Origin of the sequence: Halalkalibacterium halodurans (assembly GCF_005671335.1) — a bacterium.
Lineage (GTDB): Bacteria > Bacillota > Bacilli > Bacillales > Bacillaceae_D > Halalkalibacterium > Halalkalibacterium halodurans.
Genome location: NZ_CP040441.1, coordinates 244056 through 262679 on the forward strand (window position 1 = coordinate 244056; position 18624 = coordinate 262679).

At 45.2% G+C, this 18624-nt stretch carries 15 protein-coding genes; 10 read left to right on the forward strand and 5 right to left on the reverse strand.

The features are described 5' to 3' along the window. Window positions 1-12: 12 nt before the first annotated feature. Window positions 13-1152 carry a Glu/Leu/Phe/Val dehydrogenase dimerization domain-containing protein gene (locus FED51_RS01270; RefSeq protein WP_053432062.1) on the forward strand — a complete coding sequence of 380 codons (1140 nt, stop codon included), beginning with the start codon at window positions 13-15 and terminating at the stop codon, window positions 1150-1152. Window positions 1153-1211: 59 nt separating this feature from the next. Here FED51_RS01270 and FED51_RS01275 read toward each other — a convergent pair whose 3' ends face one another. Further along, window positions 1212-2861, reverse strand: coding sequence for an L-lactate permease (locus FED51_RS01275; protein ID WP_010896401.1), 1650 nt, complete (start codon window positions 2859-2861; stop codon window positions 1212-1214). A gap of 278 nt (window positions 2862-3139) precedes the next feature. On the opposite strand from FED51_RS01275, the gene FED51_RS01280 reads away from it, so the two are divergent. From FED51_RS01280 to FED51_RS01325, 9 genes are all read left to right on the forward strand, one after another. After that, window positions 3140-5245: a BglG family transcription antiterminator gene (locus FED51_RS01280; protein WP_053432063.1), complete on the forward strand. Its 2106-nt coding sequence runs from the start codon at window positions 3140-3142 to the stop codon at window positions 5243-5245. 24 nt (window positions 5246-5269) lie between these two features. Continuing rightward, window positions 5270-5713, forward strand: a complete 444-nt coding sequence (locus FED51_RS01285) for a PTS sugar transporter subunit IIA (protein ID WP_053432064.1) — start codon at window positions 5270-5272, stop codon at window positions 5711-5713. After that, on the forward strand, window positions 5710-5979 hold the full coding sequence (locus FED51_RS01290; protein WP_053432065.1) for a PTS sugar transporter subunit IIB: 270 nt from the start codon (window positions 5710-5712) through the stop codon (window positions 5977-5979). Before FED51_RS01285 ends, FED51_RS01290 begins: the two co-directional genes overlap by 4 nt. 19 nt (window positions 5980-5998) lie before the next feature. Beyond that, window positions 5999-7297, forward strand: coding sequence for a PTS ascorbate transporter subunit IIC (locus FED51_RS01295; RefSeq protein ID WP_053432066.1), 1299 nt, complete (start codon window positions 5999-6001; stop codon window positions 7295-7297). Between the two features lie 621 nt (window positions 7298-7918). Further along, window positions 7919-9175: a group II intron reverse transcriptase/maturase gene (gene ltrA / locus FED51_RS01305; protein ID WP_010896223.1), complete on the forward strand. Its 1257-nt coding sequence runs from the start codon at window positions 7919-7921 to the stop codon at window positions 9173-9175. Between the two features lie 105 nt (window positions 9176-9280). Beyond that, the gene (locus tag FED51_RS01310; RefSeq protein ID WP_053432067.1) at window positions 9281-10276 is read left to right on the forward strand and encodes a phosphotriesterase family protein; all 996 of its coding nucleotides are present in this window, start codon (window positions 9281-9283) and stop codon (window positions 10274-10276) included. 18 nt (window positions 10277-10294) lie between these two features. Then, on the forward strand, window positions 10295-11044 hold the full coding sequence (locus FED51_RS01315; RefSeq protein WP_053432068.1) for a creatininase family protein: 750 nt from the start codon (window positions 10295-10297) through the stop codon (window positions 11042-11044). After that, the gene (locus FED51_RS01320) at window positions 11019-11198 is read left to right on the forward strand and encodes a hypothetical protein (RefSeq protein WP_053432069.1); all 180 of its coding nucleotides are present in this window, start codon (window positions 11019-11021) and stop codon (window positions 11196-11198) included. Before FED51_RS01315 ends, FED51_RS01320 begins: the two co-directional genes overlap by 26 nt. A gap of 24 nt (window positions 11199-11222) precedes the next feature. Beyond that, complete coding sequence (locus FED51_RS01325; protein ID WP_053432070.1) at window positions 11223-11975, forward strand: SIS domain-containing protein; 753 nt, start codon at window positions 11223-11225, stop codon at window positions 11973-11975. A 37-nt stretch (window positions 11976-12012) separates the two neighbouring features. On the opposite strand, the gene narI is transcribed toward FED51_RS01325, so the two are convergent. The 4 genes from narI to FED51_RS01345 are packed head-to-tail and all read right to left on the reverse strand — an operon-like array spanning window position 12013 to window position 18396. Beyond that, window positions 12013-12693, reverse strand: a complete 681-nt coding sequence (gene narI, locus FED51_RS01330) for a respiratory nitrate reductase subunit gamma (RefSeq protein WP_053432071.1) — start codon at window positions 12691-12693, stop codon at window positions 12013-12015. Then, window positions 12690-13232: a nitrate reductase molybdenum cofactor assembly chaperone gene (gene narJ, locus FED51_RS01335; RefSeq protein WP_053432072.1), complete on the reverse strand. Its 543-nt coding sequence runs from the start codon at window positions 13230-13232 to the stop codon at window positions 12690-12692. The genes narI and narJ overlap by 4 nt, the downstream gene beginning before the upstream one ends. A gap of 18 nt (window positions 13233-13250) precedes the next feature. Beyond that, window positions 13251-14720, reverse strand: coding sequence for a nitrate reductase subunit beta (gene narH, locus FED51_RS01340; protein ID WP_053432073.1), 1470 nt, complete (start codon window positions 14718-14720; stop codon window positions 13251-13253). Next, on the reverse strand, window positions 14710-18396 hold the full coding sequence (locus tag FED51_RS01345; RefSeq protein WP_053432074.1) for a nitrate reductase subunit alpha: 3687 nt from the start codon (window positions 18394-18396) through the stop codon (window positions 14710-14712). Before FED51_RS01345 ends, narH begins: the two co-directional genes overlap by 11 nt. Window positions 18397-18624 lie beyond the last annotated feature (228 nt).

Consider the following 18624-nt stretch of genomic DNA (forward strand, 5'->3'; position numbering starts at 1 on the left):
GGAGAAAAAAGGATGCTAACGAAAACGCCAACTGTCACGTCAACGCTTGATATCTTTACTGAAATGGCGGAACATGAGCAAGTTTTGTTTTGTCATGATCCTTCCTCTGGACTACGGGCAATTATTGCGATCCATGATACAACGCTCGGGCCAGCCCTCGGAGGATGTCGAATGTACCCATATCAAACGACGGAAGATGCACTTAGAGACGTACTACGCCTTTCAAAAGGGATGACGCAAAAATGTGCCGCAGCCGATGTTGATTTTGGCGGAGGGAAAGCGGTGATCATTGGAGATCCTGCTAAAGATAAATCCGCCAACTTGTTTAGGGCGTTTGGACAATTTGTTGAATCTTTGAATGGGCGTTTTTATACAGGTACGGACATGGGGACCACCATGGAAGACTTTGTCCATGCTCTTAAAGAGACGAATGGCATTGTTGGGATACCAAAAGAATATGGGGGAAGTGGTGACTCCTCCGTGCCTACAGCCAAAGGTGTCATCAACAGCTTAAAAGCGATCAGTCAAGTGGTGTTGAAAGATAAACAATTCAGTGGAAGAACATACGCGATTCAAGGGTTAGGGAAGGTTGGATTCAAGGTGGCGGAAGAACTCTTAAAAGAAGGGAATGACTTATATGTCTCCGATTTACAAGAATCTCTTCCTCTTCGGCTACAGCAGCTTGGACAAAGGCTCGGGCGCCATGTAGAAATCCTTCATGGTGATGAAATTTATGAGGCAGCAGCGGATGTGTTCGTACCTTGTGCCCAAGGCGCGATTTTAAATGATGCCACAATCGCGAGACTAAAAGTGAAGGCTATTGCCGGAGCGGCAAACAATCAGCTAGAAGCTGAACGACATGGACAAATGCTTCACGATCAGGGGATTTGGTTTGCACCGGACTATATCGTGAATAGTGGAGGTTTGATCCAAGTAGCGGATGAACTTTATGGCAGTAATGAAAAAAGGGTGTTATCGAAAACCAATGCTATATATGATACCATTTTGGAAATCTTTCATCAGGCTGAGCGCCACCATATCACCACGCTTCAAGCAGCGAACCAACTGTGTGAACGGCGTATCCGCGAACGAGCAAGACGTAACAATTTTTTTGTGAATCGTGTCCGGCCGAAATGGAACTTACGTAAATAAAAGGAAAAAGGGGGCTATTTGTTTGCCTCCTTTTTCCGCGTCTTCATAAGTCATTAAGTTTACATCAACAACCCGATCACGCCTGCTAACCCCGCGTAAATCATCATCGGGATGAGCGTCATGCGGATGATAAGCCCTTCTTTTCCAACCAAGCCAACGACAGAGGCTGCTGCAACAACATTAACAACACAGATCATATTACCAGCGTTTGCCCCCATTACTTGCAGGGCAACCACTTGCGTTGGATCAGCACCAATTTGATCGGCAACAGAAAATTGGAAAAGGGAGAACATCATGTTGCTAAATGTGGCACTACCCGAAATGAAGGAACCGAGAGCGCCAATGAAAGGGGCGACGAGTGGCCAGCTACCACCAAGAAGTTCGGCTGCTTGATTGGCAAGCTCCACCGGCATGCTCTCAAGACCAGCGTTGTTCACTCCGGAATTGATGAAAAGCCTCACCATTGGAACGGCTGTAAATAGAGTCACAGCGGTACCGATCAACGTTTTGCAAGAAGTTGAAATAGCACTAGCAAAAGCATCTTTACGAATCTTATGGAGGAAAAATGTGATAAGAACCACGAGTATAAAAACGGTCCCTGGTAAATAGAACGGCTGGAAGGTAGCTGAAATCGTCGTACCTAAAATATGGTCCCAGCCGATACGGACGCTCATGAGCCATTGCTTCACAGGAAGGACATCCAGTCGGGTAAGGACTAAAAGGAGTCCAAGCAGCAAATAAGGGACCCATGCAAGCAAAAGGGACATCGGTTTCGGTCGGTCTTCTAGCTTGACCGTGAGACTTCCAAGCCACTCTGGAGACCATTGATCTTGTGGTGGAAAATCCCACGTTTCTTTTGGCATGAACCAACCTTTTTGAATTGCCGTTAAAACGAGAAGAAGTCCAACAGCACCTCCAACAATCGATGGGAATTCCGGCCCTAGCAAAAATGCGACAATGAGTGCTGGTACGGTGAAGCTAAACCCTGCAAAGAGGGCAAATTTCCACACCTCAAACCCTTTTTTCCACGATTTTGTTTCACCAAAAAAACGGGTTAATACTAAGATCAAAATGAGCGGCATTAGCGTCCCGACGATGACGTCAATTTGCATCACTTGTGCAGCTAACTGCCGTAAATAATCGGTCATGGACATCTCTGATAGGTAAGGGGTGGTGACAGCGGCAAGCTCAGCCCCTTCCTGCAAACCTTGCTGTACGCCAACGACGATGGGCGTCCCCACCGCTCCAAACGAAACAGGGCTGCTATCGGCAATCAAGGCAAGAACAACGGCTGCAAGCGGCGGGAATCCTACGGCGACAAGTAATGGGGCAGCAATAGCCGCTGGCGTACCAAAACCAGCCGCCCCTTCAATAAAGGCACCAAATAGCCAAGCAATTAATATTACCTGAATCCGTCGATCTGGAGTCACATTCATTAAAAAGGAACGAATGGAATCGATGGCCCCGCTAGCTTGGAGCGTATTTAATAAAAGGATCGCTCCGAAGACAATATATAAAATCGAAACACCAATCATAATCCCTTCGATGATCGAAGCGGAAATGTGGACCACAGGGACTTTCCAATAAGCAAATGCTAAAATAGCGGTTACGAGTAAACTAATCGGCATCGCTTTCATTGCCGGCATGCGAAGCAACACAAGAAACAACATGACCGATAAAATCGGTGTTAATGCAATAACGGTCACCATCTGACTTCCCCCTTAACCTCTCTATAACTTTCTTACTACCTAAAGTGTACCACGATATTGCTCAATATTTCACAAAGTCTTGTGAACGATTTCGCACAAAGCTAGAAAAGGCTGAAGGTAGGCTTTAAAGTTCCTTCTCAAGGTTTCGGTACAATTTTGCACAGATCGATCGGGAGTCATTTGGTCTTATCATGTTATAAAAAAATCAATAAGATAAACTTAAAGGAATGATACAAACGTACTATTTGGCAAACAACCGTGTGGATGGGGGAATCCATATGTCATTGGACCAACGAAGTACTTTTATTTTAACTCAATTATTGCATGCACGTTCCTACTTACCTATTCAAGAGTTAACACAAAAGCTCAATGTTTCTAGACGAACAGTGTATAACGACCTTGAGAAAATTAATAGCTGGCTAGAAGAGCAAGGTTTAAAGGCAGTGTACAAAGTACGCTCACAAGGGCTAATCCTCGATGAGCGAGCAAAAGAAGAGATTCCGACAAAGCTTCGTTCCCTTAAATCATGGCATTATGAGTATTCGGCTCAAGAACGAAAGGCATGGGTAGTAATTTATTTATTGACGCGGCTAGAACCGCTCTTTCTAGAACATTTAATGGATCGGACTGGAGTGAGTCGCAATACGACGATCGATGATATTAAGTGTTTAAAGGATGAATTGAACAACTTTCATTTAGCGCTTGAATTTGAACGCAAAGACGGATATACGATCTCTGGAGATGAGACCGACAAACGAAAGGCGATTGTCTATTATTTATCACAAGCGCTTCCTCAGCAAAATTGGGAAACAGAGCTCTCGCCGATCCGAATTTTCTTAAGGACTAAACGAGACAATGGTCGAATTTTTACAATTGAAGAGCTGCAAAAAGTATATGACGTTATTTCAGAGAGTGAGAAGGATTTGAAAATCCAATATACAGATGATGTACTTCATAACTTAAGCTTACGCTTTCTTCTCTTTATGAAGCGAGTTGCCAAAGGAAAATTCATAAAGGTTCATCCACTGGAAAAACAAGTACTAAAAGGAACAAAGGAATATGAAGCGGCAAAAGTAATGAGCTTTAAATTAGAACAAGCTTTTGGTGTTCATTACCCAGATGAAGAAGTGCTTTATCTGACCACGCACATACTTAGTTCAAAGATTAACTATGCCAATGGAGAAATTGAAAGTAGGAAAGAATCACAGGAATTAACACACATCGTCACTTCGATGGTGGATGATTTTCAAAAATACGCCTGTGTTGTTTTTGAGGAAAGGGAACTGTTAGAAAAAAATTTGTTTTTTCATATAAAGCCTGCTTTTTATCGCGTAAAATACGGGCTTGAAGTCGAAAACAGCATCGCTGAGTCGATCAAAACAAGCTATCCAGAGCTTTTCTTATTGACTCGAAAGGTTGTTCATTATTTAGAGCGATATGTAGGAAAGAATGTAAACGATAATGAGGTCGCTTTCATTACGATGCATTTTGTTGGCTGGATGAGACGAGAGGGGACTATTCCAACCAAAAGGAAAAAAGCGTTGATTGTGTGCGCCAATGGTGTTGGAACCTCGCAATTTCTTAAAAACCAATTAGAAGACTTGTTTCCGGCAGTTGATATTATCAAAACTTGCTCAATCAGAGAATATGAAAAAACACCCGTTGATGTTGACTTTATCATTTCGACTACGTCGATCCCAGAGAAAAACGTACCGATATTCATCGTTAACCCCATTCTTACAGAAACAGAGAAAGAGAGATTGCTAAAAAGTGTTCACGTCGCTTTAGATGAACTTGGTGCGATGAAGGGATACTCCATTGAAGGACTTATGGACGTGATTAAACGTCATGGTAATGTTGATGACGAAAAAGCGCTGTACCAAGATTTAAGGCGTTTTTTTACCCAGCCCACCCCTATAGGCCCGAAACAAGAAAAGCCGAAACTAAACCAATTGCTAACTGAGGACATGATTCAATTACGTGAACAAGTGACTCATTGGCAAGAAGCGATTCAATTAGCAGCTAAGCCGCTGCTACTGAAAGGAATGGTCACAGAGAGCTACGTTAAGAAGATGATTAAAAACATCGAAAAATTTGGCCCATACATGATTATCGCTCCTCATTTTGCTATTCCTCATGCAAAGCCTGAAGATGGGGTACGACAGTTAGGGATGAGTCTATTATGGTTAAAAAAGCCTGTGATGTTTTCGAGTCAGAAAGGCCATGATGTTCATGTCATAGTTGTCCTAGCTTCGATCGACAGCGATAAACATTTAAAAGCTTTATCGCAATTAACCCATTTAATGTCTAAGAAAGAAACGATGAAAACCTTAATGACTGTCCATTCGAAACAGACAGTTATGCAAATGATTGACGCAACGTAACTCGAACCTTGGAGGAAAGAAACGATGAAATTTTTAGAAGAGCCTTTAGTGGCCTTTGATTTAGAAGCTTCTAGCCCAGAAGAGGCCATTCGTAAAACTGGAGAACTTCTTGTTGGTAACCAATTGGTAGAGGATGAGTACGTAGAAGCAATGGTTAGATCTTATCAAGAGAATGGCCCCTATTTTGTAGTAGCTCCTTATATTGCGTTACCTCATGCAAGACCTGAAGACGGTGTGAAGGAGGCAGCTGTTGCTTTTGTCAGATTAAAACGGCCGATTTCATTTGGACATTCGTCCAATGATCCGGTTCGATTCGTTTTTGCTCTTGCCGCCGCATCAAGTGGAGAACATTTACAAGTATTGCAAAAGCTTATGCAACTATTAGGTAATCCAGAAAACATCGCTAGATTAGCAAATGTGAGTGATTACAAAGGGGTCGATCAATTATTAGGAGGGGATGCATCATGAAAATTTTATGTGTGTGTGGTTTAGGACAAGGAACAAGCTTAATTTTAAAAATGAATGTGGAAACCGTTCTTGGTCAATTAGGTATTGCCGCTGATGTAGATAATACCGATGTTTCCAGTGCTTCCAGTGAACAGCCTGACTTTATCATTACGAGTAAAGAGTTAGCTGAATCGTTGGCGAGCCATCCATCAAAAATCGTCATCGTGAACAACTACTTTGATATGGAAGAGATTAAGCAAGCTTTAGAAGAAAATCTATCAAGTTAAAAATGAGGGGGGATGACGGATGTTTCAGATGGTTGAATGGCTTGCATCCAATGTATTTGGGGAGCCCGCGATATTATTAGGGTTTATCGTCCTGCTAGGCTTGGTGCTACAGAAAAAAGGATTTAGCAAAACGGTTAGCGGTACGTTTAAAGCGATCATCGGGTTCCTGATTATTGACGCAGGTGCAGGAGTCATTGTAGGTGCTTTGAATGTATTTGAGCCGATGTGGAAAGAAGTGTTTAACCTTCAGGATCAGCCACTTGGCCAGTTTATGGGGCAGGAAGGGTTTAATGCCCAATATGGGAGTGCTGTAACGCTTGCTTTTTTCTTTGGGTTTGTCATAAATGTTTTACTCGCCCGCTTTACGAAAATGAAGTTTATCTACTTAACAGGGCATATGATGTTTTGGACTGCGACCATTTTTGCCGGCATTATCATTCACACCGTAGGCGATGTTCCATACTGGAAACTCGTTACATTTCTAGCGATCTTTTTAGGTGTTTATTGGACGGTGCAACCGGCTATTATTCAGCCATTTATGAGAAAGGTCATGGGGCATGACAACATAGCGTTAGGCCATACTTCTGCCTCCGTCGCCTTAATTGCTGCACTTTTAGGGAAAGTCGTTGGCAATAAAGAAAATGATACGGAAAAGATTCAACTACCAAAAGGCTTAGAGTTTTTACGAGATTCTAATGTGATTACGGCGCTAACAATGGGGATTTTGTTTCTCGTAGGTGCGATAATTCTCGCTTTAAAAGATACACAAGGCGCTCAAGAATTAATAGCTCAATCAGGAGAGCAGAGCTTCTTCATTTACGCGATCATTCAATCGTTTATGTTTGCCGGTGGAATTGCCGTTGTTCTTCTAGGAGTCAAAATGTTTATTGGTGAAGTGGTTCCTGCATTTAACGGAATTGCGACAAAACTAGTACCGGGGGCACGGCCGGCTTTAGATGCACCTGTTGTCTTCCCAATGGCGCCAAACGCTGTTATTTTAGGCTTCCTAGGGGCATTTGTTGGGGCGCTGATTTGGCTAGTGGTCATAGGCAATACGGTGGCTTATATCTTTGTCCCAACAATGATTGTTTTGTTTTTCCACTCGGCAACTGCGGGTGTATTCGGGAATGCTACAGGAGGAGTAAGAGGCGCGGTTCTTGGCGGATTTATGACATCTACGGTTGTGGCGTGGGGACAGTTCATTATGGTGAAGTTTTTAATATCATCTACGAATCCTGATACAGCCATGTGGGCGGCAGACTCTGATATGTTCATTCTCGGCCCGATTGTTCGTTTCCTTGCCCAGTTACTTCTATAAGCATTCGTTAATTGATAGGCGATATGAGAGTGAAGCCAACATGGTTGATGTTAATCATGTTGGCTTTCTAGGTGTGCCAGGCATGCGCATATTCTCTAGGGTTCAAGTCCCGAACTGTGAAGGCAGTCGTAACAGTTAGCTTAAGACAAGGGTGTCTGGGGTGACCCAGAATCTGAAGGAAGTCGGCGGCAAACCTCCGCTCCTAGGAACACGAACTTCATATAAGGCTAGGTAGACTTGGGTGAGATTGCCTAACAAATCAAAGTCCAGACTGCCAAAGGGTCTACCGAGTAAATGAAGAGGAGACATGGAGGGGAAGAATGTGTACTTACCCTGGGAGATCTGACTGATACGCGACACGCATGTCGTAACCTTGCATAAGAGTGCAAGCTGAACGGTCAGAAGTCAGCAGAAGCCATAGTACCCGCTTGGTCTAGACAAGAGGGGAAGGGCTGAATCACGTAAGGAGAATCATCCCTTCGCATACACGCATCTTGATGAAACAGAAAACGAAGAACCTCCTTGTGGAGGAAGCGATGAATCTCGCTGGGGACACGAAGAGAGGGTGGAGAGAGCGCGTCACATAAGAAGAACCGATGATTCACGTAGGAGATTGATACGATGTTGGAACGAATTCTATCCCGTGAAAACTTAATACAAGCACTCGAACGAGTGGAAAAGAATAAAGGAAGTTACGGTGTGGATGAAATGGACGTAAAATCCCTACGCCTCCATCTTCATGAAAACTGGACTTCCATTCGAAATGAGATCATAGAAGGGTCTTATTTCCCGAAGCCTGTCCGTCGAGTCGAAATCCCGAAACCGAACGGTGGCGTAAGGAAACTAGGGATCCCCACGGTGATGGATCGTTTCCTTCAACAAGCGATCGCCCAAATCTTGACTCAACTCTATGATCCAACGTTCTCCGAACGAAGTTTTGGGTTTAGACCGCATCGGAGAGGACATAACGCCGTCAGGCAGGCGAAGCAGTGGATGAAGGAAGGATACAGATGGGTCGTAGACATTGACTTGGAGAAGTTCTTCGACAAGGTGAACCATGACCGTCTCATGAGGAAACTCTCCTCCCGAATCCAAGATCCTCGAGTGCTTCAACTGATTCGCCGATACCTCCAAACGGGTGTGATGGAAAGAGGACTGGTGAGCCCGAACACGGAAGGAACTCCGCAAGGAGGACCGCTTAGTCCACTCCTGTCCAATATTGTCCTAGATGAGTTAGACAACGAATTGGAGAAACGTGGATTGAAGTTCGTCCGCTATGCGGACGACTGTAACATCTATGTTCGATCCAAACGAGCGGGGCTCCGTATCATGGAGAGCGTAACCTCTTTCATCGAAAACAGGTTGAAACTTAAGGTCAACCGAGAGAAGAGTGCCGTTGATCGTCCTTGGAACCGTAAATTCCTAGGATTCTCCTTCACACGAGGAAAGGATCCGAAAATGAGGGTGTCTAAGGAAAGTGTCAAACGACTCAAACAACGGATTCGAGAACTGACGAGCCGAAGACACTCCATGAAGATGTCTGATCGGTTACGCAGACTGAATCGCTACCTAACAGGTTGGCTTGGGTATTATCAATTGGTGGACACACCAAGTATCCTCGCCCAAATCGATGCATGGATCAGAAGAAGATTAAGGATGATTCGATGGAAAGAGTGGAAAACCACTTCCGCTAGACAAAAGAATCTAGTCAGATTGGGGATCAAGAAGGCGAAGGCTTGGCAGTGGGCGAACAGTCGAAAAGGCTACTGGAGAGTCGCTCACAGCCCGATCATGGATTATGCCCTGAACAGTGAATACTGGAAAGGACAAGGTCTCATGAGTCTAGCCGAGAGGTATCAAACAAGACGTTGGACTTAAGTGAAACCGCCGTATACGGAACCGTACGTACGGTGGTGTGAGAGGTCGGGGGTTCGTCACCCCCTCCTACTCGATTAAATAGTCGCTAGTTGAGGAGGGTTTCTAATGAGTTTTATACGTACATTAAGAGGGGACATAAATCCAGAGGAGCTTGGGTTCACTTACTCCCATGAACACATTGTTTGTCGGCCCGATTATTGGGTTCAGCGGCAGGAAGGTGATCTGTTACTCGATGATAAAGAAAAGTCAAAACGAGATGTAGAGGACTTTAAGCGGCATGGCGGGAACTCAATTGTTGATGCAACTGCTGTCGATTATGGACGAGATGTAGGAGCTGTTAAAGCCATTTCTGATGAGCTAGACGTCCATATCATTGGTACGGCTGGGTTTAATAAAAGCTTTCTTTGGAATGCGAAATTAAAAGAAGAACTAAAACCGATCATCGGTGGGCAATATGATACTTTTGCAGAATGGATTGATGGTTCGACGATTCATGACTTAACGGAGTTTGTCGTTCGTGAAGTGGAGGAAGGGTTGGAAGGTACGCCATGGAAGGCAGGACAAGTGAAATTTGGCACGGGGTATAATCGAATTTCGCCATTAGAAGAAAAAACACTGCGTGCTGTAGCAAGAGCTCACCATGAAACGAAAGCACCGATTCACTCACATACAGAGGTTGGAACGATGGCGCTAGAGCAAATCGAGCTGTTAAAATCTGAAGGGATTAACCTTGAACATGTAAGCATCGGACATATGGATCGGAATCCTGATCCATACTATCATGAGCAAATCGCAAAAACAGGTGCGTTTTTAAGCTTCGACGGGATTGGAAAAATAAAGTACGCTCCTGAATCTACTCGAATTCATTGCATATTAGAGCTTGTAAAAAAAGGGTATGACCAACAAATTTTGATTTCAGGTGATACCGCTCGAAAAACGTACTATAAACATTATGATTACGGACTTGGCCTTGAGTATATTATCGAAAAATGGATTCCTAGATTTATCAGCGAAGCCAATCATCGAGGCTTTGATGGTGAAGCTCTTATACACACGTTTTTTGTTGAAAACCCAGCCCGTTGTTTTGCTTTTAAGCTATAGGACCAAGGAGGAAAATCAATGAAATTTGCAGCAGAAAACTCTTTTGAAGTTAAACAAAAAATTTCTGAAAAGCAGATTGCCATCTTACCGATCGGTGCGATTGAAGCTCACGGACCGCACCTTCCGTTAGAAACAGACAACCTCCTCGCCGAAAGACTAAGTATATTAGTTGCCAAACGAGTTGGTGCTTTTGTGTTGCCAACATTACCATATGGGCAAGTATGGAGCTTAAAAAATTTTCCTGGAAGCATTACGGTCTCCAATGAATCGCTTGTCAACATGCTCGTTGATTTAGGGGAAAGCTTATATAACCAAGGGTTTTCCATATTTTCCATGGTGAACGGTCACTTAGGGAACAGTGTCGCTTTGAAGGAAGCTGCACGAAAACTGTATGAGCGGTATCCTGATCTGCAGGTTCTTTATTTTTTTTATCCTGGGATGAGCGAAGTTGTCTCAAGCATTCGTGAAACACCTTCAAGCCATAATACGTACTTTCACGCGTGTGAGATTGAAACGTCGTTGATGCTTTATCTGGCGCCAGAGTATGTTGATATGGAACGGGCGATCTGCGACATTCCAGTGATCCCTTTAAGCGCTGATGCGACCCCTACGCCTTGGGAGGAGTTTACCGATACCGCTGTTTTAGGAGATGCGACACTTGCAATAAAGGAAAAAGGTGAGAAAGTGATTTCAGTCGTGTTAGACAACATCGTGCAAGTAATTGAAGAGGTGAGACGGGGAGTTGCCACATACAAATCGAACGATTGAAAGGCTTCATTCGATCAATCGTAAGTGGTGTGCAGCATACTTAGGTTATTTCTTTAGGCTGCATGTCTTCGGTGCTATGATTGACAAGCAATTGGGGAGAACATTGCCAGAGGAAGTAGCCAAAGTCGTAAAGGCAGTAAAGCAAACGTTCTAAAAAAGAAAAAGAGGAGGTTATATCATGATAACGTCTTATTTCAATAAAATCGAAGAAATACTGCAAATCGTATTACAAAAAGAAGAGAATCTATTAAAACAAGCAGCAGAAAAGGTAGCTGAAAGCATTCAAAATGGGGGAATTATCCAACTATTTGGCTGTGGTCATTCGCACCTATTGACAGAGGAAGTGTTTTATCGCGCGGGAGGGCTCGTGCCGATCAAACCGATTCTTGTGGAGCCTTTAATGTTACACGAAGGAGCTGTGCGTTCATCCAAGCTGGAGCGGCAAAATGATTACGCCGATTGGTTTTTGCAGGATCAGGATCTTCAGGCGAACGATGTATTGATCGTTTTATCAACCTCGGGGCGTAACCCTGTACCCGTGGATGTGGCGGCGTACGGTAAAGAAAAAGGAGCCTTTGTCATTGGGATTACGTCACTCGAATATTCCCAAAGCCAGCCGTCACGACATAAAAGTGGAAAGCATCTGTATAATTCAGTCGATCTCGTCATTAACAACCATTCGGTTAAGGGAGATGCCGCACTTTCATACGAAAAGGTTCAAGTACCCTTTGCCCCGACTTCGACGGTTGTAGGGGCAGCAATCTTAAATAGCATGTTTGCAGAAGCGATCAAAAGGATGGCCGACAACGGTTATGAACCACCCATTTTCTTAAGTGGGAACATCGATGGTGCTGACCATCATAACCAACTATTAATTGAGCGTTACCAAAAACGAATTCCCCTACTAGCATTAGGTAGGGATGAGGCCTAAAGCAAGGAGCCCTAAGACTTAAAGTCTCAGGGCCTTTTTACGCTGCCTTTTTCCGTTTCCGATAGACGACATAGCTTCTTGTTAAGTATTTTAGTGGTATGCTGAACACATGAACGAGTCGGGTGAAAGGCCAAGCGATAAAAATCACATAGCCCATAACAATATGGAGCTTGAACCAGAGTGGAACGTCGCTCATTAATGACGGATCGGGTTGTAGGAGGAAGAGGCCGCGAAACCATGGAGCGATCGTCGTGCGATAATCAAATCCCTTTGAATCGATGTTCATCACCGTCGCACTTAAGCCTGAGAGAATAACAGCTAATAGGAGAAACAGTGTCATAAAATCACTGACGGAGCTTGCGCGACGAATGCGTTTATCGGTTAACCGACGTAACGTTAAAATGGCAACACCAGTGAGGGTGATGATCCCCGCAGGCAAACCGAAGCCAATGGCGACTTTATGATATACGTGTTCCGTTATCCCAAGGGATGTGTAAAAACTTTCAGGAATTAAGATGCCCATGACGTGACCACCGAAGACAAACAGGATGCCCCAATGAAAGAGCGTACTTCCTAGGGCGAGTTTTTTCTTTTCGAAAATCTCGCTCGATTTTGCGGTCCAGCCAAACTGGTCGTAGTGATAACGATAAAGATGTCCGCCAATAAAAATGACTATCACGACATACGGGAGGATGACCCAGAGAAATAGTTCGGTCATTGCAGTACAGTCCCTTCAACCCCGACCTCTGATAATGCGAGAAGAACGGCATCCAGTAGGACGGTATACAAGCTATTGCCTGTCGATAGTCGTGAACGGAGCTCTCCCAGATTCAAGAGATAGTTTTCGAAAGCGGCCGTTATTTGCTCTTTGTCTGAAAGAGCGGCGAATTCTAGCATAAGCGGTAGAAAATCGGGTAACTCTTTAGCCGTTGGTTCAAACCCGGAACGTTGATATAAATCTTTCAACTGCAATAATTCAAGACCGCGCTCTCGTTGCTCGCCTGTATGAAAATAGGTCACATACAAGTTCGTTTTTTTGCCGAAGTCAAATGTAGACACGTATCGTTCGATTAATTCATCCTGCGTATAAGTAGAAGCCTTTTCTAGGAAGGTCTGTAAATGCTTTCGTAACGTCTGATGTTGAACCTGCCCGATGATTTCTTGCCATTCTGATTGGACCTGTCTCCATTGTTCATCAGGGTAAGAGAGAAGGTACGAGAGGGCAGAGAACACAATGGTTCGATCAATGGTCTCCATAATGATTCACCTCAGTTTTCAAAGGTTTTGACAAGGGCCGGGGCCACCGGCAAATGATAGTCCGCAGCTTCCTTGCTCTACGTACAGATGATCGATGTCTTCGCGATGGCTACTAGGGATGACAAAACGATCTTCGTATTTGGCGATCGCCAGCAGACGGTACATGTCTTCTATCTGTTGTTCAGTTAAACCTGAATTGGCTATTAAATCAGGATTGATCGGTTGGTTCGTTTGTTTTGATCGCATGTGCATGCGCATCACAGACATTTTCTTTAACGTCGTGCGAATGTGGGACGTGTCACCTGCCGTGAGCAAGTTTGCCAAATAGTCGATCGGAATCCGCATGCCGTCAATGGCTGGGAAAATGTCTTCAGCTCCTTGCATGCTTCCTTTCCCTTCAACCATGTTCATAATCGGGCTAAGTGGCGGAATGTACCAAACCATTGGCAGTGTCCGATACTCCGGATGAAGTGGGAGCGCGATCTTCCAATCGATAATCATCCGATAAATCGGTGATTTTTGTGCTGCCTCGATCCAGTCGGCTGGAATGCCTTCTGCTTTTGCTTGTTCAAAGACTTGTGGGTCATGAGGATCAAGGAACACCTCAAGCTGGGAATGGTACAAGTCTTTTTCGTCTTTGACTGAAGCGGCATCTTGCACTTTGTCCGCGTCATAGAGCATGACGCCAAGATAGCGAATTCTCCCGACACATGTCTCCGAGCAGATCGTCGGCATTCCTGCTTCAATTCGTGGGAAGCAGAGCGTGCATTTTTCGGCTTTGTTCGTTTGCCAGTTGAAGTACACTTTTTTATAAGGACAAGACGAGACACAGAAGCGCCACGAGCGGCACGCGTTTTGATCGACTAGCACGATGCCATCCTCCTCCCGTTTATACATTGCACCGGACGGACAAGACGATATGCATGGAGGGTTCAGACAATGCTCGCAAATCCTCGGTAAATACATCATGAACACATCTTCAAACTCGGTCTTAATTTGTTCTTCCATCTTCTTCACATTTGGGTCCTGAAGCCCTGTAATGTGGCCGCCGGCTAAATCGTCCTCCCAGTTCGGGCCCCATTCCAGGTTCATAAAGTCTCCTGTGAGTGAAGATTTCGGTCGAGCGACAGGCTGATGCTTTTTCTCGGGACTGTTGGTCAATGTTTCATAATCGTAGTTCCACGGCTCATAGTAATCATCAATCGTCGGCTGGTACGGGTTATAAAATAAATGAAGGAGTCGGCTCGTTTTAGGCCCAGATTTTAACTCGAGCTTGCCTTTTTTCAGCGTCCAGCCCCCTTCGTATTTGTTTTGGTCTTCCCATTGCTTCGGATAGCCGATGCCCGGTTTAGTTTCCACATTATTAAAATACATATATTCTGCGCCTTCTCGGTTTGTCCACGTGTTTTTGCACGTCACGCTGCACGTATGGCAGCCGATGCATTTATCAAGGTTCATCACCATGGCGATTTGTGCTTTAATCTTCAAGCCAATCGACCTCCTTTAATTTGCGAATGACGACATTGAGGTCGCGCTGATTTCCTGTCGGTCCATAGTAGTTGAATCCGTAGCTTAATTGTCCGTAGCCACCGATCATTTGCGTCGGCTTGACATGGATGCGGGTCGGGCTATTATGGGTGCCGCCTCGGTTGTTCGTTAATTTCGTACCAGGTACATTAATATGGCGGTCTTGGGCGTGATGCATAAATGCCATGCCTTTCGGGATTCGGTGAGAGACGACGGCTCTCGCTACAACGACACCGTTCCGATTGAAGCATTCAATCCAGTCGTTATCTTTGATGTCCGTTTCCTCTGCATCGTCTTTGTTCATCCATACCGTCGGCCCGCCCCTGAACAGGGTAAGCATCGGCAAGGAATCAAAATACATGCTGTGGACTGACCATTTGTTATGTGGGGTCAAATAGTTCAAAACAATTTCTTTTCCCTCTTGATCTGGGCGCTCGTTCAAAAAGGGGCGATGGACCAATATCGGCTTAAATGTAGCCATGGATTCACCGAATTCAAACATTAACTCGTGATCGATATAGAATGACTGCCGCCCTGTCAGTGTGCGCCAAGGAATGAGCTTCTCCACATTGGTTGTAAACGGAGAGTAGCGCCGACCGCCTTTTTCCGACCCGGTAAACGCAGGCGAGGTAATGACGGTCTTCGGCTGGGCTGTGATTTGCTGGAATGTAAAGCATTCCTCTTCCCGTTCGGCCGCTAAATCTTTTAACTCGAGATTGGTAATGTTTTCGAGTGAATCCCATGCCTTTACGGCCACTTTGCCGTTCGAGGTCGATGAAAGAGTTAAGATCGCTTCGGCTACTTGTTTGGCATTAAGGATGATTGGACATCCTTTAGCAATCGTATCGTCTGTTACGGTTCCAAGTCGCTTTTTCAATGTCTCGTATTCTTGCTTAGCCGACCAAGACATTCCCTTTATTCCGAACGGCTGGTTGGCCACATTCGGCCCGAGAGCTGTCATTTTTATGAAGAGTTGCTTGTAGTCTCGTTCCACCACATGGATTTGCGGCATTGTTTTTCCTGGAATTGCCCGGCCATCCCCTTTGCTCCAATCGTTGATTTTCCCTAACGGCTGGGCGAGCTCCTGAGGGGTATCATGGAGGAGCGGGGTAGCGACAACTTCTTTTATCGGCTCCATATCAATCTCTTCGGCTACGTCGGACACGGCCTTCGCTAGTGATTTGAAAATGTCCCAATCGGACTTTGCTTCCCATGGTGTTGCGATCGCAGGGTTGAATGGATGAATAAACGGATGCATGTCGGTGCTGCTTAAGTCATGTTTTTCGTACCAAGTAGCCGCGGGAAGGACAATGTCTGAGTATAACGCCGTTCCTGCCATGCGAAAATCGAGATTGACTAAAAGGTCAAGTTTTCCTTCGGGTGCCTTCTCGCGCCATGTGATTTCTTCTGGGCGAATGCTGTTATCGTCGTCATTCATTAATCCGTTTGAAGTCCCGAGCAAATGCTTTAAAAAGTATTCATGGCCTTTCCCGGAGCTAGAAATGAGGTTCGCTCTCCAGACGAAAAGATTGCGCGGGAAGTTGTTTTTATTGTCAGGGTCTTCAATCGAAAATTTGAGCCGTTTCTCTTCGAGCTGTTTGGCTACATAGGAGCCGATGTCGTGTACGTTCGTAGCGCCAGCCTGCTTTGCTTCTTTGTAAAGATCTATCCCGTTTTTCTCAAATGTAGGATAGGAGGGGAGCCAGCCTAATCTTGCTGCAAGGACGTTGTAATCGGCATGATGCTTGTAACGAGATGTTTTTCCAATAGGAGAAGCGAGCTCGCTAATTGGCTGATCTTCATAGCGCCATTGATCAGTCGCAAAGTAGAAGAAGGACGTCCCGTTTTGCAATTTAGGCGGGGCATGCCAGTCTCGCGCCATCGCGATCGTTTGCCACCCTTCGGCAGGACGAAGCTTTTCCTGACCTACGTAATGAGCCCAGCCCCCGCCATTGACGCCTTGGGCACCAACGAGAAGTACGAGGTTTAAGACTGCGCGGTAAATCGTGTCTGAGTTAAACCAATGGTTGATGCCAGCACCGACGATAATCATTGATCGACCTTCAGTGTCAATGGCGTTTTGCGCAAATTCTCTCGCGATTTTAATAGCGAGCTTCCGGTCAACCCCGGTGATTGTCTCTTGCCAGGCCGGTGTAAACGGTTCAGGGTCATTAAACGATAGGCTCGGTTGGCTCCCGATCCCTCTATTAACGCCATAGTTGGCAAGCGTTAAGTCAAATACTGTAGAAATGTAGACGTCTTCTCCGTTTAACTGGACGTGTTTAATCGGTAACGGTCGCTTGAGCACACGGTTTCCTTCATGTGAAAAGTAAGGAATGTTTACGGTACCAATAAAGTCTTCCTTTCCGAGCAACGATAGCTGTGGATTGATCGGCTCATTGCTCTGCTCATCTACCATATGCAAATTCCATTTTCCTTCGCCGTCCCAGCGCGAGCCCATTGTCCCTTGAGGGATGGAAAAATCACCCGTTGTTTCATCTAAAACGGCTGGCTTCCACTCATCATTGCCAGTCTCCCGTGCAATATCTTTTGCATGCAGGAAGCGGTCAGCTATAAACCAATCGCCATCTTTTCGCAAGGTAACTAAAAACGGGAGGTCGGTATATTGCTTGGCATAATCAATAAAGCGCTCGGTTGGCTTATTCACATAAAACTCTTGTAAAATGACGTGGCCCATTGCCATCGCTAGAGCACCATCTGTCCCTTGCTTAATGCTTAACCAGTCATCGGCAAACTTAGTGGATTCGGCAAAGTCAGGGCTAATGGAAATCACCTTAGCCCCTTTGTAACGGGCTTCAGCTAAGAAATGGGCGTCTGGCGTCCGGGTCAGCGGCACGTTCGAGCCCCATGTCATAATGTAGCCGGCGTTGTACCAATCGCTGCTTTCTGGTACATCGGTCTGATCGCCCCAAATTTGCGGGGAAGCTGGCGGGAGGTCTGCATACCAATCGTAGAAGCTAAGCATCGGTCCACCCATGAGCTGCATGAATCTTGATCCTGCCGCGTGACTAACCATGGACATAGCAGGAATGGGGGAGAACCCAACATTCCGATCAGGACCATAGTTTAAAACGGTATAAAGAAGGGAGGTGGCAATCAGCTTCAGCACGTCAGACCATTCGGCGCGGACAAATCCCCCTTTTCCCCGTGCTTGCTTATAGGCTTTTGCTTTTTCAGGGTTCTCCACAATCGACTTCCACGCATCAAGTGGATTGTCGTGAACACGCAAAGCTTCTTGCCACATCTTCATCAACACACCGCGAATGTACGGGTATTTCACGCGAAGAGGGCTATAAATATACCAAGAAAAGCTTGCACCTCGAGGACAGCCACGTGGCTCAAAGTCTGGCATGTCAGGCCCTGTAGATGGATAGTCAAGGCGCTGGCCTTCCCATGTAACAATTCCGTTTTTGACGTAAATGTTCCAGCTGCATGAGCCGGTACAATTGACTCCATGAGTTGAGCGAATAACTTGATCATGCTGCCAACGTTTTCTGTAGACATCCTCCCATGATCGATCGTCATAGGTTGTTTGGCTATGGTTGTTCGCATGGTGCTCAATAGGTGAAAAATAGTTTAACCTGTTTAAAAGGGGATTTTGATTCTTTTTCCTCATAAGTCTACTCACTCCTTTTGCTCCGTGGTGTTACCCTCACTATAGCGAGAGGAGAATTGGCACCTTGTTAACTTTGTCACACACTTGCTGGATTTCACCATTTCGTCATACTTCTAGCTCTCTTTATAAAAAATCTCTTTCCAAGCATTCACTCGGAAGGGGATTCCAATGTACAGACGTAGTGGCTCTGTTCATCGCATATGGTACCGTAACAAGATCAATACAAGT